The sequence below is a fragment of the Streptomyces sp. NPDC053750 genome, from assembly GCF_044544295.1.
Lineage (GTDB): Bacteria > Actinomycetota > Actinomycetes > Streptomycetales > Streptomycetaceae > Streptomyces.
The window spans coordinates 441,986-461,639 of record NZ_JBITXB010000003.1; the positions used below are offsets into that span (position 1 = coordinate 441,986).

16 protein-coding genes are annotated in these 19,654 nt (G+C 73.1%); 11 read left to right on the forward strand and 5 right to left on the reverse strand.

What is annotated here, in order from left to right; all coding sequences use genetic code 11:
- The first annotated feature begins 50 nt into the window (after positions 1 to 50).
- A complete protein-coding gene (locus ACIGO6_RS11360; RefSeq protein WP_399874444.1) occupies positions 51 to 1,376 on the forward strand; it encodes a M14 family zinc carboxypeptidase in 1,326 nt (441 codons plus the stop codon).
- The gene (locus ACIGO6_RS11365; RefSeq protein ID WP_399874446.1) at positions 1,373 to 1,798 is read left to right on the forward strand and encodes an SSI family serine proteinase inhibitor; all 426 of its coding nucleotides are present in this window, start codon (positions 1,373 to 1,375) and stop codon (positions 1,796 to 1,798) included. The genes ACIGO6_RS11360 and ACIGO6_RS11365 overlap by 4 nt, the downstream gene beginning before the upstream one ends.
- Before the next feature lie 85 nt (positions 1,799 to 1,883).
- Here ACIGO6_RS11365 and lpdA read toward each other — a convergent pair whose 3' ends face one another.
- On the reverse strand, positions 1,884 to 3,287 hold the full coding sequence (gene lpdA / locus ACIGO6_RS11370; RefSeq protein WP_399874448.1) for a dihydrolipoyl dehydrogenase: 1,404 nt from the start codon (positions 3,285 to 3,287) through the stop codon (positions 1,884 to 1,886).
- Positions 3,288 to 3,413: 126 nt separating this feature from the next.
- Between lpdA and ACIGO6_RS11375 the strand changes: the two genes are divergently transcribed.
- Positions 3,414 to 4,373, forward strand: a complete 960-nt coding sequence (locus ACIGO6_RS11375) for a LysR family transcriptional regulator (RefSeq protein ID WP_399874450.1) — start codon at positions 3,414 to 3,416, stop codon at positions 4,371 to 4,373.
- A 62-nt stretch (positions 4,374 to 4,435) separates the two neighbouring features.
- Here the strand turns inward: ACIGO6_RS11375 and treY are convergent, their stop codons facing one another.
- A complete protein-coding gene (gene treY, locus ACIGO6_RS11380; protein ID WP_399874452.1) occupies positions 4,436 to 6,826 on the reverse strand; it encodes a malto-oligosyltrehalose synthase in 2,391 nt (796 codons plus the stop codon).
- Positions 6,827 to 6,896: 70 nt separating this feature from the next.
- Positions 6,897 to 9,005 (reverse strand): glycogen debranching protein GlgX, encoded by a 2,109-nt coding sequence (gene glgX, locus ACIGO6_RS11385; protein ID WP_399874454.1) that lies wholly within the window; start codon positions 9,003 to 9,005, stop codon positions 6,897 to 6,899.
- Between the two features lie 366 nt (positions 9,006 to 9,371).
- Between glgX and ACIGO6_RS11390 the strand changes: the two genes are divergently transcribed.
- Together ACIGO6_RS11390 and ACIGO6_RS11395 are read left to right on the forward strand one after the other, a co-directional pair.
- On the forward strand, positions 9,372 to 10,619 hold the full coding sequence (locus tag ACIGO6_RS11390) for an SAV2148 family HEPN domain-containing protein (protein WP_399874456.1): 1,248 nt from the start codon (positions 9,372 to 9,374) through the stop codon (positions 10,617 to 10,619).
- Between the two features lie 137 nt (positions 10,620 to 10,756).
- Positions 10,757 to 11,479: a 3'-5' exonuclease gene (locus tag ACIGO6_RS11395; RefSeq protein WP_399874458.1), complete on the forward strand. Its 723-nt coding sequence runs from the start codon at positions 10,757 to 10,759 to the stop codon at positions 11,477 to 11,479.
- 105 nt (positions 11,480 to 11,584) lie between these two features.
- Here ACIGO6_RS11395 and ACIGO6_RS11400 read toward each other — a convergent pair whose 3' ends face one another.
- Positions 11,585 to 12,448, reverse strand: a complete 864-nt coding sequence (locus ACIGO6_RS11400) for a phosphotransferase enzyme family protein (protein WP_399874460.1) — start codon at positions 12,446 to 12,448, stop codon at positions 11,585 to 11,587.
- Between the two features lie 152 nt (positions 12,449 to 12,600).
- Here ACIGO6_RS11400 and ACIGO6_RS11405 point away from each other — a divergent pair, with 152 nt between their 5' ends.
- The 6 genes from ACIGO6_RS11405 to ACIGO6_RS11430 all read left to right on the forward strand — a co-directional run bounded on the left by ACIGO6_RS11405 (position 12,601) and on the right by ACIGO6_RS11430 (position 18,877).
- The gene (locus ACIGO6_RS11405; protein WP_399874462.1) at positions 12,601 to 13,548 is read left to right on the forward strand and encodes a carbohydrate ABC transporter permease; all 948 of its coding nucleotides are present in this window, start codon (positions 12,601 to 12,603) and stop codon (positions 13,546 to 13,548) included.
- A complete protein-coding gene (locus ACIGO6_RS11410; protein WP_399874464.1) occupies positions 13,545 to 14,378 on the forward strand; it encodes a carbohydrate ABC transporter permease in 834 nt (277 codons plus the stop codon). The genes ACIGO6_RS11405 and ACIGO6_RS11410 overlap by 4 nt, the downstream gene beginning before the upstream one ends.
- Positions 14,378 to 15,709: an ABC transporter substrate-binding protein gene (locus ACIGO6_RS11415; RefSeq protein ID WP_399874466.1), complete on the forward strand. Its 1,332-nt coding sequence runs from the start codon at positions 14,378 to 14,380 to the stop codon at positions 15,707 to 15,709. The genes ACIGO6_RS11410 and ACIGO6_RS11415 overlap by 1 nt, the downstream gene beginning before the upstream one ends.
- Before the next feature lie 315 nt (positions 15,710 to 16,024).
- Positions 16,025 to 16,804 carry a 23S rRNA (adenine(2058)-N(6))-methyltransferase Erm(O) gene (erm(O), locus tag ACIGO6_RS11420; RefSeq protein ID WP_399874468.1) on the forward strand — a complete coding sequence of 260 codons (780 nt, stop codon included), beginning with the start codon at positions 16,025 to 16,027 and terminating at the stop codon, positions 16,802 to 16,804.
- The gene (locus ACIGO6_RS11425) at positions 16,801 to 18,066 is read left to right on the forward strand and encodes a glycosyltransferase (RefSeq protein WP_399874470.1); all 1,266 of its coding nucleotides are present in this window, start codon (positions 16,801 to 16,803) and stop codon (positions 18,064 to 18,066) included. The genes erm(O) and ACIGO6_RS11425 overlap by 4 nt, the downstream gene beginning before the upstream one ends.
- Positions 18,067 to 18,328: 262 nt before the next feature.
- On the forward strand, positions 18,329 to 18,877 hold the full coding sequence (locus ACIGO6_RS11430; RefSeq protein WP_399874472.1) for a DUF1697 domain-containing protein: 549 nt from the start codon (positions 18,329 to 18,331) through the stop codon (positions 18,875 to 18,877).
- Positions 18,878 to 18,904: 27 nt separating this feature from the next.
- Here ACIGO6_RS11430 and ACIGO6_RS11435 read toward each other — a convergent pair whose 3' ends face one another.
- On the reverse strand, positions 18,905 to 19,651 hold the full coding sequence (locus ACIGO6_RS11435) for a sirohydrochlorin chelatase (RefSeq protein WP_399874474.1): 747 nt from the start codon (positions 19,649 to 19,651) through the stop codon (positions 18,905 to 18,907).
- Positions 19,652 to 19,654: the final 3 nt, after the last annotated feature.

Sequence of the window (19,654 nt, forward strand, 5' to 3'; positions counted from 1 at the left end):
GGCTCGCATCGTGGAGGTGTGCCCTGACGCCCCTCCTGCACTACCCGACCGTGGACGAGCTGGGCGCCCGGGCGGCCGCACTCGTCGCCCGCCACCCCCGGCACGCGCGGCTGCGCCGCGTCGGCACCTCCCGCGCGGGCACCCCGTTGCTGCTGCTCTCCGTCGGCCACGGCAGCCGCCAGGCCCTCGTCGTCGCCGGACCGCACGCCAACGAGCCCGTGGGCGGCGCCACCGTCCTGCGGCTGGCCGAGCGGGCCCTGGCCGACCCCCGGCTCACCGAGGCCGCCGACGCCACCTGGAACCTGCTGCTCTGCGCCGACCCGGACGGCCTGCGCCGCAACGAGGGATGGCTGTCCGGCCCGTACACCCTCGACCGCTACGCCCGGAACTTCTTCCGCCCCGGCTTCCTGGAGCAGCCCGAGTGGCTGCCGGACGGCCCGGACCACGCCACGCTGCCGGAGACCCGTGCCCTGCTCGCGCTCCAGGACGAACTGCGGCCCTTCCTGCAGTGCTCCCTGCACGGTGTCGACGTGGGCGGCGGCTTCGTCGAGCTGACCCACGACCTGCCGGGCCTCGCCCAGCGCATCGCCCACACCGCGGCCCGGCTCGGCATCCCCCGCGAGCTCGGCGCCTACGACACCCTGTACTGGCCCGACCTCGGCCCCGCCGTCTACCGCATCCCACCACCCCGCCACGGCGACCTCACCGCGGCCATCACCGAGGCCGCCGTCGAGTCGACGTGGTGCCATCCGCGGCGGTACGGCACGGTCACGGCGGTCGTCGAGGCGCCCATGTGGGGCGTGGCCGCGGTGGCGGACGGCGCGCCCCCGGCCGACCGGGACGCGGTACTGCGCTCCGTGAGCCGCACCCTGCGCCACGACACCCGGCGCCTGCACCGCGTCCTCGCCCGGCTCCGCCCCCACCTCGCCACCGTCCCGGACGCGGCCCACCTCCTCGCACCGGTCGACGACTACCTGCTGGTGTGCCCCAGACTCGCCGACGCCTGGGACCCCGACACCGACGACGGCTCGGGCCGCACCCTCCCGCCGATGAGCACCGCCCACCTGGTCGCCCTGCGCATCGCGGGCCGGCGCCTCGCCCTGCGCACCGCGGGACTGCTGCACCAGCTGGTCACCCGGGCCGGCAGCGATCCGGCCGGCGTGCTGCCGGAGCTGGAACGACTCGTCGACGAGGGGTGCGCCGACTACCGCGACGGCTGCGCGGCCCGCTGGATCCCGGTGGCACGCCAGGTGGAGTACCAGACACGGGTCGTACTCGCCGCGTTCGAACTGGCCGGGCGGCGCCCGACCGCGGGCTCCCGTTCGGGTGAGCCGGGCTGGGGTCCCGAGGCCGCCGTGCCGATGCACCGGGAATGACCCACTTCCTCACGATCACAGCGGCCCGGGCCGCCCTCCTGGCCACCACGGCCCTCCTCCTCACCTGCGTGACCCCGGCGCAGGCCACCGCGGCGCGGGAACCGGCCGGCGACTGGCTCCTCGTCACCGTCATGCGGGACGGCGCCCCGGCCGACACCAAGCGCACCGCCCTGCTGTCGTGCTCCCCTCCGCGCGGCCACGCCCGCGCGGCCCAGGCCTGCGCCGAACTCGACGCGGCCAACGGCCGCATCGCCGAGATCCCGTTGCGGAACACGTTCTGCACGCTGATCCACGCCCCGGTGACCGCCCACGCGCGCGGACAGTGGCGGGGACATCCGGTGGACTACACGCAGACCTTCCCCAACCCCTGCGTGATGACGGCACGGACGGGCGCGGTGTTCGCGCTGGACGCGCAGGCGTGAACGGGGCGCCGGCGGCGGGGCCGTGACCGGTGCGGCGGGCCGGGCGCGTCGTCCGGCGCGTGGCCCTGCGACCCGCCGGGCCGCGTCACTGCTGGTGCAGCGCGCGGCCCGCCAGGGACAGGAACGCCTCGCCCACCGCCTCCGACAGGGTGGGGTGCGCGTGGATGTGCCGGGCCACGTCGGCCGGCTCGGCGTCCCAGCCGACGATCAGCTGACTCTCGGCGATCATCTCCGACACGTGCGGGCCCACCAGATGCACCCCGAGCACCTGGCCGCCGTCGGCCTCGGCGACGACCTTCACCATGCCGCCCTGCCCGTGCACCATCCCCTTGGCGACGGCCGTCAACGGCATGGTGTTGACGGCCGGTTCGTATCCGCGCGCGCGTGCCTCCGCCTCGCTCAGGCCCACGGCTGCGGTCTGCGGAGCCGAGTAGGTCACCCGTGGCACGGCCGCGTAGTCGACGGGCGCGGACGGCACGCCCGCCAGCGTCTCGGCCACCAGCAGCCCCTCCGCGAACGACGCGTGGGCCAGCCCGATCGACGGCGGCGGCAGCAGATCGCCCACCACGTGGATGCCGGGGACAGCGGTCTCCAGCCGGCCCCAGTCGGCGGGTACGACGAAGCCCCGCTGGTCGGTGTCCAGGTCCGCGGCGGCCAGGTCGAGCCCCTCGGTGACCGGCGCCCGTCCCACGGCCACCAGGAGCCGCTCGGCCCCGATCGCGAGGGTCTCTCCGCGAGCTGTGCGCACACGCGCGCGGACGCCGTCCTCGAGTACCTCGGCGTCCAGCAGCCGGGCACCCACCCGCACGTCGATGCCACGCTTCTTCAGACCGCGCGTCAGATGGCGGCTCACATCCGCGTCCTCCAGCGGCACGATCCGGTCGGCGGCCTCCACAAGAGTGACCTCCGCGCCCATCGAGCGGTGGAACGAGGCGTACTCGACGCCGATCGCGCCGCCGCCCAGGACCAGCACGGACGTCGGCAGCCCGGGGGCGAACAGGGCGTCGTCGCTCGTCACCACACGCCGCCCGTCGGGGTCGAGGCCGGGGAGCGTGCGCGGGCGTGAGCCGGTCGCCAGCACGATGCCCCTGCGCGCGGCGAGGTCCAGCGCGCCGTCGACCCGCACGGCGCGGGCGCCCGTCAGCCGCGCGTCGCCCCGCACCACCCGCACGCCCGCGTGGGCGAGGTGCGCCTGAACGCCCTTGTGGTTACGGTTCACGATGTCGTCGCGCGCGGCGACCAGAGCCGGCCAGTCGACGCCGTCCAGGCTCGCCTTCACACCCCAGCGCTCGCGTGCCTCGGCGATGCCGTCGACCAGTTCGGCGGCGTGCAGCATGGCCTTGCTCGGGATGCAGCCGCGGTGCAGGCACGTCCCGCCGACCTTGTCGCGTTCGACGAGGGCGACGTCGAGACCCAGGGCCGCGGCGCGCAGAGCGGTGCTGTAACCGCCGGTGCCCCCGCCGATGACGATCACGTCGTGTGTGTTCATGACCCCAGCGTCCGCCCGCCCCTTGCCATGAGTCCAAGGCAATGTTCTTGTGGGTTCGATGCATGATGTTCATGGCAGGACCCAGTGGTGGTACAAGAGTCGGTGGCACAGGAGTTGGGGGCGGGGATGAGTCTGCGGCAGATGGAGTACTTCCTGACCGTCGTCGACGAAGCGTCCTTCACGCGCGCGGCCGAGACCCTGCACGTGACGCAGTCCGCGCTCTCACACCAGATCAAGGCCCTCGAGAGATCGGTCGGCGGCCCCCTGCTGGAGCGCATGCCGCGCGGGGTGCGCCTGACCGCCATGGGCCGTGCCTTCCGGCCGCACGCCGAGCTCACCGTCCGCAGCGCCGCCCAGGCCCGCCGCGCGGCCCGCGCCGCCGCCGGGGTCGAGGGCGGCGAACTGCACATCGCGGCCGTCCACTCGGTGGCCGTCGGCATCCTGCCCGACGTGTTCGCCCGCTGGCGCACCGCGCACCCCGGCGTCCTGCTGCACCTCCACGAGTACGCGACGACCGAGGCGCTGGAGGGAGAGGTCGAGCGCGGCACCGCGGATCTCGCGGTCGGTCCGGCTCCCCACGACTGGTCCGGCACGGTGGTCACGGTCGGCGAGGAGGAGATCGTCCTCGTGGTGCCCTTCGACGACCGGTTCGCGGGCCGCACGACGGTGGCGCTGCCCGAACTCGCGGACCGGCCCTGGGTCCGGTGCGCCATGGAGCCCGTGATCGAGGGCGAACGCTTCCTCGACTGGGCGTGCGGACGCGCCGGCTTCCGGCCGTACACCGCCGTCTTCACCGAGCACACGTCGACGGCCGTACGGATGGCCGCCGCCGGTGTGGGCGTCTGCACGGCGCCCTCGCACATCGTGGGCGGCGCGGTCGGCGAGGACTGCGTGGTCCTGACGCCCGACCCGCCCTGGCGACGCGACCTGACCGTCTTCTCACGCGTACCGCCGACCGGCGCCGCCGAAGCCTTCGTCGACCTGTTGCGCACGACCTGGCCGGGCCCGGCGGCGACCGCCCCGCCCACGTCGCCGACGCCCCCGGCCGACGTCTGCGGCAGCGCTCCTGCCGCTGTGCTCGGCTGACCCGGCCTCCGCGCGGTGGGCGGGCGGACGCAGCGGCGGGACCGTTCCGGGGCGCCCGTCGCTCAGCCTCCGGCTTCCTGCGCCGCGTCCGTCCGCTCCAGCAGCGCCACCGGCATCCCCGCGAAGAGCTCCTCCACGCGCGCGTGGCCCTCGAACTCCCGGCCGGCGGTCAGGGTGTCGGTCCAGCGGCCCGGTGGCAGCGGCAGCGTCGTGCCGCCCCAGCCGCCCGCCTCCGCCAGGCGCAGGGACAGGCGGGTCACGGCGGTCAGGACCCGACCGGAGCGGACGAACGCCACGCAGTGCGCCGCCGCCGGACCGTCGGCGGGCAGCGGCTCGTAGGTCGCCGCGTCGCCGAAGGCGTCGGGCCGGCGTGCGCGCAGCGCCAGGGCCGCCCGGGTGACCGCGTCCTTCTCCCCGGCCTTCCCGGTGGGCGGGAAGTGCACCGGACGGCGGTTGTCCGGGTCCACCAGGGCCAGGTACTCGCGCTCGGTGCCCTGGTAGAGGTCCGGCACCCCCGGCATCGTCAGGTGCGTCAGGGCCGTGCCGAGGACGTTGGCCCGGATGTGCGGCTCCAGGGCGGCGCGGAAGGCGGCCACGCGCTTGCCCGGCGCCCCGCACGGCCCCGCCGCCACGAACCGGTCCACCGCCTCCTCGTACGACGGCTCCTGTTCCGTCCAGCTGGTGTGCATCCCCGCCTCGCGCACATGCTTCAGCAGCGCCTCCCCCACGCGCTCCCCGTCCGCCGGCCCGAGCCCGAACACCGTCTGCCAGGCCGCCCACGCCACCTGTGCGTCCGGCACGCCCTCGCCGGTGCGGGTGACCTCCGTCAGGACGTCCGCCCAGCGCTCCGGGCACTCGGTGAGCACCGCCAGCGCGGCGCGCACGTCGGCGCTGCGCTTGGTGTCGTGGGTGGAGACGACCGTGCCGGTCAGGGGCCAGTCGCGCTGCACGCGCGCGCAGTAGGCGTGGAACTGCGCCGGCGACAGCGCCGGACTCCCCGGATCGCCGCCCACCTCGGTCGCCGACAGCAGGGGCACATAGCGGTAGAACGCCGTGTCCTCCACCGACTTGGCGCGCAGCGCCGACGCGGTCTGCGCGAACCGCGTACGGAACTCCACCTGCTCCGGTCCGTCCCCGTACCGCCCCAGCACCAGATCCCGTACGACGTCCACCGCGCCGGCCTCCTGGGGCACCGCGAACGCGCGCCGCGCCTCGGCCGCCGCCCCCTCGGTGACGACCGACGCCGCGTCCACCGACGCGTACGGCCGGTACACCTCCAGCCGGACCAGCAGCTCCCGCAACGCCGTGCGCAGCGCCCACGGCGCCCGGTCCCGCAGCGCGGGTTCCGGCGAGGCGACGCACAGGCGGTGGGCCACCCGGGTGAGCCGGTCCAGCTCGGTGGCCAGCTCGTGCGTGAGCACCTTGTACGCCGCCCGCCGTACCGTCGTCGCCCAGTCCCCGCCCCGGTCCGTCTGAGGGGCGGCGAACCTGCGGTACTGGCCGAGGAGTTCCCCGTACCCGGCGGGGTCCGTGAAGAGCCCGTCGACGTGCCGCAGGGCGTCGTAGCCGGTCGTGCCCGCGACGGGCCAGGCCGCGGGCAACTGCTCCCCGTCCGCCAGGATCTTCTCGACGACCGTCCACCGGCCACCGCTCGCCTCGTGCAGCCGCCTCAGGTAGGTGCCGGGGTCGGCGAGCCCGTCGGGGTGGTCGACGCGCAGCCCGTCGACCACCCCTTCGTGCAGCAGCCGCAGCACCGTGGCGTGCGTGGCCTCGAACACCTCCGGGTCCTCCACCCGCAGCCCGATCAGCTCCGAGATGCTGAAGAAGCGCCGGTAGTTCAGCTCCGTGCGGGCCAGCCGCCACCACACCGGCCGGTACCACTGGGCGTCCAGCAGTTGCGGCAACGGCAGGTCCGCGGTGCCGTCCCGGAGCGGGAAGGCGTGGTCGTAGTAGCGCAGCACCTCGCCGTCGGCCCGGAGCTCGTCCAGCACCTCGCCGAGCGGGGCACCTAGCACCGGCAACAGCACCTGGCCGCCCTGCGCCTCCCAGTCGATGTCGAACCACCGCGCGTACGGCGACTTCGGTCCCTGCCGCAGCACCTCCCACAGGGCGCGGTTGTGACGGGGGGACATCGCCATGTGGTTCGGCACGATGTCCAGCACCAGGCCGAGGCCGTGCTCCCGCGCGGTGCGCGCCAGCGCCCGCAGTCCCTCCTCGCCGCCCAGTTCCTCGCGCACGCGCGCGTGGTCCACGACGTCGTAGCCGTGCAGCGAGCCCGGGACCGCCTCCAGCACGGGGGACAGGTGCAGATGCGACACACCGAGCGAGGCGAGGTACGGCACGGCCGCGGCCGCGGCCGCGAAGGGGAATGCGGGCTGCAGCTGCAGCCGGTAGGTGGCCGAGGGGGCCGGGAACGTGGAGGACAGCACCGGGTCGGGTCGCGCAGGCGTCATGGAGACCTACGTACCCGCCCCGCCGCCTTTCGTGTCATCGGTGCCTCCACCGGGCCCTGACAGACCGGCCCTAGACGGGCCGCTGCAGCACGGTCAGGCTGTGGTCCACCAGGGTCAGCCGGTCCCCGGCCTGCACCTTCGTACGCGTGTCCGAGGGCACTCCGTCCGTGCGCGCGGTGTCGATCACCACCTCCCACTGCCGGCCGTGGTCGACCGGCACCACGAAGTCCAGCGACTTCGGCGACGCGTTGAACATCAGCAGGAAGGAGTCGTCGGCGATGCGCTCCCCGCGCGCGCCGGGTTCCGAGATCGCGTTGCCGTTCAGGAACACCGTGAGCGCCGACGCGCGGGCCGAGTTCCAGTCCCGCTGGGTCATCTCCGCGCCCTCCGGGGTGAACCAGGCGATGTCCGAGAGGTCGTCGTGGGTGCCCTCCACGGGACGGCCGTGGAAGAAGCGACGCCTGCGGAAGACCGGATGGTCCTTGCGCAGCCACACCATCGCGCGCGTGAACTCCAGCAGGTCGGGCTCGTCCTCGGGCCACGTCACCCACGCCAGCTCGTTGTCCTGGCAGTAGGCGTTGTTGTTGCCCCGCTGGGTGCGGGCGAACTCGTCGCCGTGGCTGATCATCGGCACGCCCTGGGAGAGCAGCAGGGTGGCGATGAAGTTCCGCATCTGCCGCGCCCGCAGCTCCAGCACCGCCGGGTCGTCGGTGTCGCCCTCGGCCCCGCAGTTCCAGGAGCGGTTGTGGCTCTCGCCGTCGCGGTTGTCCTCGCCGTTGGCCTCGTTGTGCTTCTCGTTGTACGACACCATGTCGTGCAGGGTGAAGCCGTCGTGGCAGGTGACGAAGTTGATGGAGGCCAGCGGACGGCGGCCGTCGTCCTGGTACAGGTCGGAGGACCCGGTCAGCCGGGAGGCGAACTCCGCGAGCGTACGCGGCTCGCCGCGCCACAGGTCGCGCACCGTGTCCCGGTACTTGCCGTTCCACTCGGTCCACAGCGGCGGGAAGTTGCCCACCTGGTAGCCGCCCTCGCCCACGTCCCACGGCTCGGCGATCAGCTTCACCTGCGAGACCACGGGGTCCTGCTGCACCAGGTCGAAGAACGACGACAGCCGGTCCACCTCGTGGAACTGCCGCGCGAGGGTGGCGGCGAGGTCGAAACGGAAGCCGTCGACGTGCATGTCGGTGACCCAGTAGCGCAGCGAGTCCATGATCATTTGGAGTACGTGCGGGGACCTCATGAGCAGGGAGTTCCCGGTCCCCGTGGTGTCCATGTAGTAGCGCGGGTCGTCGGTCAGCCGGTAGTAGGAGGGGTTGTCGAGGCCCTTGAAGGAGAGCGTCGGGCCCAGGTGGTTGCCCTCGGCGGTGTGGTTGTAGACCACGTCGAGGATCACCTCGATCCCCGCCTCGTGCAGCGCCTTGACCGCCGACTTGAACTCCAGCACCTGCTGGCCGCGGTCGCCCCAGGAGGCGTACGCGTTGTGCGGGGCGAAGAAGCCGATCGTGTTGTAGCCCCAGTAGTTGTTCAGGCCCATGTCCACCAGGCGGTGGTCGTTCACGAACTGGTGCACCGGCATCAGCTCCAGCGCGGTGACCCCCAGCGCGGTGAGGTGCTCGATGAGGGCCGGGTGCGCGAGGGCCGCGTAGGTGCCGCGCAGTTCCTCGGGGAGCCCCGGGTGCCGCATGCTCAGGCCCTTCACATGGGCCTCGTAGATCACCGTGTGGTGGTACTCCGTCCGGGGGCGCCGGTCGTCGCCCCAGTCGAAGTACGGGTTCACCACGACCGACGTCATCGTGTGCGGCGCCGAGTCCAGGTCGTTGCGCCGGTCGGGTGCGTCGAAGTGGTAGCCGTACACCTCCTCGCCCCACTGGACCGCGCCGCTGATCGCACGCGCGTACGGATCGAGGAGCAGCTTGGCGCTGTTGCAGCGCAGTCCGCGCTCCGGGGCGTACGGGCCGTGCACGCGGTAGCCGTACCGCTGCCCCGGCATCACGCCCGGCACGTACGCGTGCCGCACGAACGCGTCGCTCTCCCGCAGCTCGACCGCGGTCTCCGAACCGTCGTCGTGCAGCAGACACAGCTCTACTCGGTCGGCGGCCTCCGTGAAGACCGCGAAATTGGTGCCGGCGCCGTCGTACGTGGCACCGAGTGGATACGCCTCTCCAGGCCAGACCTGCATGGACACGACTCTTTCAGGTGTGGGGCGCCGCTGCGGACGCCTTGGCTCCGAGTCTCCCGGAAGTCTCCCCGAAAGTGAGGCGACCACCTAGCACGTACGTCCTCCTACCCACCCATCGGCGTTCTGCTCGGCCAGCGCCCCGGGGAGGTCGTGGCGAGGGCTTTCCCGTACCGTGCGACGTCACGGCTATGAATCCGCTCACTCGGTGGTGCCCGGGACGCCGGAACGGGCCGGTGGGTCACGGTCGTTGGGAAAACCGGCCCGTGCATCGGGCTGCACCGCGGACCGCTCCCGGAGTACCCTTCCTTGATCGTTGGGGCGGGGTCTGACCGGGAGTGCTCCCAGGGAGCGGAAGGCGGTGCGTGGGTGGGCTCGGGAGGGCTGGAGCTGCCCCCTGGTGACGAGGGTCACGAGGGGAGCTCCACGGACGTCCCGCCCGGTGCGGTGTCCCTGGCGCGGCCGATGAACGCGGGCGCGATCGGTCCGGAACTGGACTGGGACGCCGACGCCTGGCACGAGGTGCGCACGCGCGCGCAGCGGGCGGGCCGGGCCTACATCTGGCTCAACCTCGTCGAACAGCGGCTGCGCGCCGTCGTGGCCGCCGTCCTCAGGCCGGTCTACGAACCCGTCCACGGCGACGACTGGGTGGTCGCCGCGGCCGGACCCGCCGGCCAGGAGTGGGTGCACCGCGCCGTCGCCGTGCGCGAGGTCAGCCGCCGCAAGGGCTACCTGCTCGACCCGGCCGACGACAACGTCCTCAGCTTCCTCACCCTGCCGCAGCTGCGCGAGCTGATGGTCCAGCACTGGCCCTGCTTCGAGCCCTACGTGGACGAGCGCCGCGACGTGGAACTCGCCCTCGACGAGCTGGAGGTCACCCGCAACGTCGTCTCCCGCAACCGGGCGCTGTCCGAGGCCGTGCTGAACCAGGCCGAGCGCGCCTCCGCGCGGCTGCTGGAGGTCCTCGGCGCGGGCAGTGACGTGCCGTCCACGCGCCGGCTGCCGGTCGACGCGGTGGAGGACCTGGTCGGCGACCGGTACGCCGACGTGGTCGCCGTGCACTCGGACCGGGTGCGGCTGCTGCGCCAGTTCCCGGCCGAGGACCTCTTCGGCAGCGCCCGCCGCGTGGACGCCCTCGGCATCGGCCTCAACCTGCTCGTGCAGAACTTCTCCGGCCGCCGTCTGCTCCGGCTGGCGGAGTCCGGCGGCCGGGTGCGGCTGCTCTTCCTCAACCCCGCCTCCAGTGCCATCAAGCGCCGCGAGCGCGAGCTCGGCATCAAGCGGGGCGAGCTGAGCCGCGCCGTCGAGATGAACATCCTGCACATGCGCCGGGTGCGCTCGCGGCTGCGGGACCCCGGCGCGTTCGAGATCCAGGTCTTCGACGAGACGCCCCGCTTCACGGCCTACCTGGTCGACGGCGACGGCGCCGACGGCATCGCGGTCGTGCAGTCCTACCTGCGGCGGACGCGGGGGATGGAGGCGCCGGTGCTGGTGCTGCGGAACGGGCGGAACGGCGGGAAGGTCGTGAAGTCGGACCAGGTCGATGAAAGCGGACTTTTCCCCACCTATCGCGAGGAGTTCGAGCTGATGTGGGCGGATTCGCGACCTGTTTCATGAGCCTGGGTGCGGTGCGCCTGCCCGGTGCCGCCCACGCCCGTCGGGGGGCTGGGCGGAATGCGATCCTCTGATTGTCAGTGGCCCGTGCGAGGGTAATGACCACTGGGGGAACGCACCACCAAGAAGGGGGACCACCCATGGGCTGGCACCGGGAGCTGCTGATCGGCTTCGACCTGGAGACGACGGGCACCGATCCGCGCGAGGCGCGCATCGTCACGGGAGCCGTGATCGAGGTCGTGGGCGGGGAGCCGCGAGGACGCCGGGAGTGGCTGGCCGACCCGGGCGTCGAGATCCCGGCGGACGCGGTGGCGGTGCACGGCATCACCAACGAGCGGGCGGCCGGCGAGGGCCGCCCCGCCGACCAGGTCGCCGACGCCATCGCCGGTGTGCTCACGGCCTACTGGAAGACCGGCGTCCCCGTCGTCGCGTACAACGCGGCCTTCGACCTCACCCTCCTCACCGCCGAACTGCGGCGTTACGGACTGCCGTCCCTGCGCGACCGCCTGGGCGGCCTGGATCCCGCGCCGGTCATCGACCCGTACACCATCGACCGTTCGGTCGACCGCTACCGCCGCGGCAAGCGCAATCTGGAAGCGGTCTGCCGGGAGTACGGTGTTCCGCTCGACGCTGCCCACGACGCCACGGCGGACGCCCTCGCCGCGGCCCGCCTCGCCTGCGCGATAGCCGGCCGCCACCCCAAGGTCGCGTCCCTCGGCCCGGCGGAGCTGCACCGCCGCCAGATCGAGTGGTACGCCGAGTGGGCGGCGGACTTCCAGAGCTTCCTGCGCCGCAAGGGCGACGCCACGGCGGTGGTCGACGGGGTGTGGCCGGTGCGCGAGCCGGTCGGCGAGCGGGTCTGACCCGGCATCGGAAGGCGTCGCCGACACCGGTCGCAGCGGCGATACCCGGTCAGTACGGTGACATCCCAGCGGAGCGGCGACACCGGGGCGGCACGGCGGCACCGGTCAGAACGGATACCACCGCACCGTCGGGTCCTCGTCCCGCAGCGACGCCACCCGGCGTTCGAACTCGGCCAGCGCCTTAGGGTTGCTCGGCGCGTGCTGGGCCACCCAGGCACAGCTGGCCGTCTCCCGGGCGCCGCGCAGCACCGCGCAGCCGTCCCACGCGCGTACGTCCCAGCCGTAGGTCGCGGTGAAGGCGTCGTACGCCTCGGCGGGCAGCCCGTAGCGGTCCCGGCTGAGCGCCATCACCACCAGGTCGTGCTCGCGCAGGTCCGAGGAGAAGGTCTCCAGGTCGACCAGGACGGGCCCGTCGGGGCCGACGTGCACATTGCGGGGCAGCGCGTCGCCGTGGATCGGGCCCGGCGTCAGGTGAGGGGTGAGCGCGGCGGCGGCCGTCGCGAAGCCGTCCCTGCGCTCACGCAGGTACGCGGCGTCCGCGGGGTCGATCACGTCGCCCGCGAGCCGCAGCCAGCGTTCCACGCCGCCCAGCAGTTCGCGGGGCGGCAGCGCGAAGGAGGGGAGGGGCAGTTCGTGGACGAGTCGGAGCAGGGCGGCCACGTCCCGCGGCTCGGTGGGCCGCACCGGCTCGGGCAGCCGCCGCCACACGGTCACCGGATGCCCGTCGACGAAGAGCGCGTGGGGCTCGGCCGCCCGCACCGCCGGAACGCCGGCCTCCTCCAGCCACACCGCGACCGCCAGTTCCCGGCGGGCCCGGTCGAGGAGCTCGGCGTCGCGGCCCACCTTGACGGCCAGGTCACCGGCGGCGAACACCGCGTTCTCGCCCAGGGAGAGCAGCCGCGCCTCCGGCGCCCGGCCGGGCAGCACCCCCGCGGCGGCCAGCACCTCCCGCGCCCGTGCCTCGTCCATCGTTCCCTGCCTCCGTGTGTCGCATCCGCCCACTGTCCGTCGGCCAGTGTCGCATTCGCACAGGTGGGAGCGTGTGCGCGGGCTCTTGACGGGGCACGGCGCCTTCACGACCATGACCAGGCCCGTTCGAGCCGTGCAAAGGGGCTGATTGCGTGACATTGGTGTCCGAGTCGAGGAGACGGGCGCACCGCGCGCCCGGCACGGACCGGCCGCGACGCGGTCCGGACCACGGCGCCTGGTTCCTGGTGCTGCCCGCGCTGATCCCCATCCTGGTCCTCAGCGTCGGACCGCTGCTCTACGGCATCCTGCTGGCCTTCACCGACGCCCAGTCGGGCCGGACGGAGCCCACGCAGTGGGTCGGCACGCTGAACTTCCAGGACCTGATGCACGACACGCTGTTCTGGGAGTCGTTCCGCATCGGGCTGCTGTGGGCCGTCGGGGTGACGGTGCCGCAGTTCCTGCTCGCGCTCGGCCTCGCCCTGCTGCTCAACCAGAACCTGCGGCTGCGCTGGCTGGCCCGCGCCCTGGCGATCATCCCCTGGGCCATGCCCGAGGTGGTCGTCGGCATCATGTGGCGCCTCGTCTACAACCCGGACGCGGGCATCCTCAACGAGACGCTGCGCGACCTCGGCCTCGGCGACGGCCGCGACTGGCTCAGCGGCCTCGCCACCGCCCTGCCCGCCGTCATCGTCGTGGGCATCTGGGCCGGCATGCCCCAGACGACGGTCGCCCTGCTCGCCGGGCTCCAGAACACCCCGCGCGAGCTCCACGAGGCCGCCGCGGTCGACGGCGCCGGAGCCTGGCGCCGCTTCCGCACGGTCACCTGGCCCGCCCTCCGGCCGGTCGCGCTCGCCATCACCGCGCTCAACCTGATCTGGAACTTCAACTCCTTCGCCCTGGTCTACGTGCTGACCAGCGGTGGACCGGGCGGCCGGACCCGGCTGCCCATGCTCTTCGCCTACGAAGAGGCCTTCCGCTACGGACAGTTCGGTTACGCGGCGGCGATGGGCTGTGTCATGGTCGCTGTGATCTCGGTCCTGCTGGCCGTCTTCCTCGCCGGCCGGCTGAAGGGCGGACTCAAGGGAGGTGGCGAGGCATGAGGACCTCGACCGGGGCCCGCGTGGGCCAGTACGCCGCGCTGCTCGCGTACCTCGTCTTCCTGGCCTTCCCGTTCCTCTGGCTGATCTCCACCGCGTTCAAACCCCCGCAGGAACTGGCGAGCCTGCACCCCACCTGGATCCCCGAGAACCCGACCCTCGACAACTTCCGGCAGGCCTTCGACGAGCAGCCGCTGCTGCGGGCCGCGCTCAACTCGCTGCTCGCCGCACTCGGCGCGGCGGTGATCGCCGTGGTGATCGCGACCCCGATGGCGTACGTCATGGCCCGGCACCGCGGCCGGCTCACCAAGGCGGCCACCGGGTGGGTCGTGGTCAGCCAGGCCTTCCCCTTCGTCCTGCTGATCATCCCGCTCTTCCTGGTGCTGAAGAACCTGCGGCTGATCAACTCGGTTCCCGGGCTGGTGACGGTGTACGTCGTGTGGTCGCTGCCGTTCGCGCTGTGGATGCTCGCCGGATATGTGCGCGCGGTACCGGCCGAGTTGGAGGAGGCGGCGGCGGTCGACGGCGCCGGGCGGTTGCGGACGCTGGTGTCGGTGACCGCGCCGCTGCTGGCGCCGGGGATCGTGGCGACGGCGCTGTTCGCGTTCATCACCGCGTGGAACGAGTTCTTCTTCGCGCTGGTGCTGCTGAAGACCCCGGAGAAACAGACCCTGCCGGTGATCCTCACCCACTTCATCGGCGCCGAGGGCGTCGCCGACCTCGGCCCGCTCGCGGCGGCGGCCTTCCTCGCGACGCTGCCCTCACTGGTCGTCTTCGCCCTCATCCAGCGACGGATCACGGGCGGCATGCTCGCCGGGGCGGTGAAGAGCTGATGCGCACCGGAACCGCGCCCCGACGCGTGCCCCGACCTGCGACCCGAGCCGCGACCCGAGCCGCCACCCTGCTCGTCGCCGTCGCCCTGCTGCTGGCCGGCTGCACCCAGGGCGGTGGCGACGGCGACGACGGCCGGATCACGCTGCGCTTCCAGTCCCTGGCCTGGCAGGAGGAGTCGGTCAAGGCCAACAAGGACCTGGTGGCGCAGTGGAACGCCACCCACCCCGACGTACGCGTCGAGTACGTCCAGGGCAGCTGGGACAGCGTCCACGACCAGCTCCTGACCTCCTTCGAGGGCGGCGAGGCGCCCGACATCATCCACGACGCCTCCGACGACCTCGCCGACTTCGCCTACGGCGGCTACCTCGCCGACCTGACCGACCTGCTGCCCGAGCGGCTCAAGTCGGAAATTCCTCGGCGCAGTTGGGACACGGTCACCTTCGGCGACGGCATCTACGGCGTGCCCTTCCTCCAGGAACCGCGCGTACTGATCGCCAACGCGACCCTGCTGGAGAAGTCGGGCGTCCGGATCCCGACGCCCGAACACCCGTGGACCTGGGCGGAGTTCCGACGGGTGACGAAGGAGCTGAGCGGCGACGGCACGTACGGGGTGGCCTGGCCGCTCAAGGAGCCCGTGTCCGCCACGCTCAACCTCTCCCTGTCCACCGGCGGACAACTCTTCCACCGCGGCACGGACGGCAAGGTCACCGTCCGTTTCGAGGAGGGCGACCAGGTGGTGCCCCGCACCATCCACGACCAGGTGGACACCGACCGCAGCGCCTCTCCCACCACTCTCGGCAGCGGCGGCTCCGACACCCTGCCCGGCTTCTTCGCGGGCAAGTACGCCATGGTGCCGCTCGGCTTCTCGTACCGTCAGCAGATCGAGCAGCAGGCCCCCGAGGGCTTCGACTGGCAGGTGCTGCCCGCCCCGGCCGGTGCCGACGGGCTCACCCAGGGCGTCAGCCCGCAGACCCTGTCGATCGCCGAGGACAGCCCGCACCGGAAGGAGGCCGCCGCGTTCGTCGACTTCCTCCTCCAGCCGGACAACATGGTGCGCCTCGCGCTGGGCGACTGGATGCTGCCCACCGGCACGCAGGCCCTCCGGGACCCCGCGTTGCGCACGCAGGAGCACGGCTGGGCCGTGGGGACGGCCCTCGCGGCCCATCTGCGATCCGCGCCCGCACAGTCCGTCCGGGGCTATCCCGAGTGGAAGGACAAGGTGGCGACCCCCGCGCTCCAGGAGTACTACAGCGGGGCGATCGGCATGGACGAGCTGCGCGAGAGACTGGAGGAGGACGGAAACCTCGTACTCGCCCGGTACCAGCGCTGACGACTGCCGGATCGGCGCTGACGGCTGCCCGCGCGAAAATCCGTTGCCCGCCCGCCGCGCGGACGCCTAACGTCCCCTCCGTGGCAGCTTTCAACGCGATCATCAACTCCGGTCTCGGCCGGGGCTGCACGTACTCCATCAGGATGCGTCGCGGCCCCGGAGCCCTGACCGGCCCGGGGTCCCCCCGCCGCTGACACCCCTGGTGCACGCGCGGCGGGGCTGAGCCTCCGCATCTCCTTTTGCCTTCGTCTTCCGGTCAGGGCCTTCGGCTGCCCGTTTCCGCCCCCTTTCACGGAAGACAAGGGACCACAGGCCATGGCCCGCCCCACCCAGCGTGCCCGCACGCTCTCGCAGAACTTCCTCGCCGACCGCCACACCGCCGACCGCGTCGCCCGGCTCGCCGCCCCCGACCGCCGGCACCCGCCCCTCCTGCTCGAAGTGGGCGCCGGCAACGGCGCCCTCACCGAGCCGCTCGCCCGCCGCAGCCGGGAACTGCACGCCTACGAGATCGACCCCCGGCTCGTCCCCGGGCTCCGCGCCCGCTTCGCGCACACCCCCCACGTCCGTGTCGTCGCCGGTGACTTCCTCGCCGCACGGCCCCCGCGCACGCCGTTCTCCGTCGCCGGGAACGTGCCCTTCTCCCGCACCGCCGACATCGTCGACTGGTGCCTCACCGCACCCGGTCTCACCGACGCCACGCTCCTCACCCAGCTCGAGTACGCCCGCAAACGCACAGGCGACTACGGCCGCTGGACGCTGCTGACGGTCCGGACCTGGCCCCGCCACGAGTGGCGGCTGGCCGGGCGGGTGAGCCGGTACGGCTTCCGCCCGGCGCCGCGCGTCGACGCCGGGATCCTCCGCATCGAACGCCGCCCCACCCCGCTGCTCACCGGCGCCGCCCACCGGAGCTGGGGGGACCTGGTCGAGCTGGGCTTCTCCGGGGTCGGCGGTTCGCTGCACGCCTCCCTGCGCAGGGCCCACCCCCGGCGTCGGGTGGACGCGGCGTTCCGGGCCGCGGGCCTGGACCGCGGCGTGCTCGTCGGCGAGGTGACGCCGACGCGGTGGCTGCGGCTGCACGAGGAGCTGGCGGCATGAGGAGGGACGCGCGGGAAAAGAGCTTGCACGAGACGTCTCGTCTCGCGTACCCTCGGCACATGACCAGTCCCGCTCACATCGCCATGTTCTCCATCGCCGCCCACGGCCACGTGAACCCCAGCCTGGAGGTGATCCGAGAGCTCGTCGCCCGAGGGCACCGGGTGACGTACGCGATCCCGCCGCTCTTCGCGGACAAGGTCGCCGAGGCGGGCGCCGAACCCAAGCTGTGGAACAGCACCCTGCCCGGCCCCGACGCCGACCCGGAGGCGTGGGGGACCACGCTGCTGGACAACGTCGAGCCGTTCCTGAACGACGCGATCCAGGCGCTCCCCCAGCTCGTCGAGGCGTACGAGGGCGACGAGCCGGACCTGGTCCTGCATGACATCAGCGCCTACCCGGCCCGTGTCCTCGGCCACCGCTGGGGCGTGCCGGTGGTCTCCCTCTCGCCGTGCATGGTCGCCTGGGAGGGGTACGAGCAGGAGGTCGGCGAGCCGATGTGGGAGGAGCCGCTGAAGACCGAACGCGGCCGGGCGTACTACGCCCGCTTCCACGCCTGGCTGGAGGAGAACGGGATCACCGAGCACCCCGACCCGTTCGTCGGCCGCCCCGCCCGCTCCCTGGTGCTGATCCCCAAGGCGCTCCAGCCGAACGCCGACCGGGTCGACGAGACGACGTACACCTTCGTCGGTGCCTGCCAGGGCGACCGCAGCGCCGAGGGGGAGTGGCAGCGTCCCACCGGTGCGGAGAAGGTCGTCCTCGTCTCCCTCGGGTCCGCGTTCACCAAGCAGCCGGGCTTCTACCGGGAGTGCGTCAAGGCCTTCGCCGGGCTGCCCGGGTGGCACGTGGTACTCCAGGTCGGCAAGCACGTCGACGCCGCCGAGCTGGGCGACGTACCGGAGAACGTGGAAGTGCGTTCCTGGGTGCCGCAGTTGGCGATCCTCCAGCAGGCCGACCTGTTCGTCACCCACGCGGGCGCCGGCGGCAGCCAGGAGGGCCTGGCCACCGCCACGCCGATGATCGCCGTCCCGCAGGCCGTGGACCAGTTCGGCAACGCCGACATGCTCCAGGGACTCGGCGTCGCCCGCCGGCTCCCGACCGAGGAGGCAACGGCCGAGGCGCTGCGCACCGCCGCCCTCGCCCTGGTCGACGACCCGGAGGTGGCCCGGCGCCTGAAGGAGCTCCAGGCCCGGATGGTCCAGGAGGGCGGCACCCGAAGGGCCGCCGACCTGATCGAGGCGGAGCTGGCGGCGGCGCGGGACTGACCGCACCGGCAGCACGCGGAAGGGCCCGCCGGTTCCCGGAACCGGCGGGCCCTTCCCCCGTTCACGCCTCCGTCACGAGCGGCCGGTGTTACTTCTGCGCACCCGGCACCCTTTCGCAAGGTTGTTGAATAAGTCACAGGCGCGTGTAGTGGTTGAACCGCGCACACCACATCGGCGAGAGTGGCGCGCACGTCCGCCGGCGCGCGGACGCGGCCGTCGTGCCCGCCCCCACGGGGCACGACGGCCGCTCTATGGTGTGAGCATGACGACGAGGTACGCGGCGTTGCTCCGGGGGATCAACGTGGGCGGCGCGAAGAAGGTCCCGATGGCCGAACTCCGGGCGCTGATGGAGGGGCTCGGCCACGACGCCGTCGGCACTTATCTCCAGAGCGGTCAGGCCGTGTTCGGCGCGGACCACGGTGACGAGGAGTCGCTCGCCGCCGAGTTGCGGGACGCGATCGACAAGCACTTCGGCTTCGGCGTGGACGTGATCGTGCGCGACCACGCCTATCTGAAGGCGATCGCCGACGCCTGCCCCTTCCCCGCGGCCGACCTGGAGGCGAAACAGCTCCATGTCACCTACTACTCCGCGCCGGTGGACGCGGACCGCTTCGCGGGGATCGACCAGGACGCCTTCCGCCCCGAGGAGTTCCGCCTCGGCGACCGCGCCCTGTACCTGTACGCACCGAACGGTCTGGGCCGCTCCAAGCTCGCGGAGGCCCTCTCCAGGCCCCGGGTCACCAAGGGTCTGATCGCCACCACCCGCAACTGGAACACCGTCGTCAAGCTCGTGGAGCTGACCGGAGCCTGAGCCGGCGCTCCGGCCGGCGTATCGGGCTCAGGCCCCGACCGCCGCCAGCACCGGCACCCGCGCCTCGTCGTACCGCTCCAGCAGCACCCGCGCCACCTCCGGCGAGGGACCGAGCACGTCCGCGAGTACGTCCGCCCCGGCCGCGCCCCGCGCGATGCGGTCCGGCAGGAAGCCGGGGGCCAGGACGTACGGGGCGACGGCGACGCGCTCGCAGCCCAGCTCCCGCAGCTCGGCCACCGCCTGCTCGGTGCGCGGAAGGGATGCGGAGGCGAACGCAGGCCGCACGGCGCACCAACCGGTGTGCCGCCACTCCCGCGCGATTTCTGCGATCACTGCGATCGCCTCCGGGTCGGAGGACCCCGCCGAGGCCAGCACGACCCCGGTCGAGGACTTGTCGGCGGGCGTCAGACCCGCCTCGTACAGCCGCCGCTCGAGCGCCGACAGCAGCAGCGGGGAGGGGCCCAGCACCTCCGCCTGCCGGATCCTGAGCCGCGCGGGCGCGTCCGCGAGGACCGCCGGGATGTCCGCCTTGGCGTGGAAGGCGCGGGTCAGCAGCAGCGGCAGCGCCACCACGTCCCGCACGCCCTCCGTCGCCAGCGACTCCAGCACCCCCGGCACCGAGGGCACGTTGAAGTCCAGGAAGCCGGTCTCCACCCGTACGTCCGGGCGCAGCGACCTGACCCGGCGCACCAGGGCGTGCACGGCCTGGGCGTGCCGCGGGTCGCGGCTGCCGTGGGCGATGACCAGGAGTACGGGGCGGACCGGCGCGGACATGTC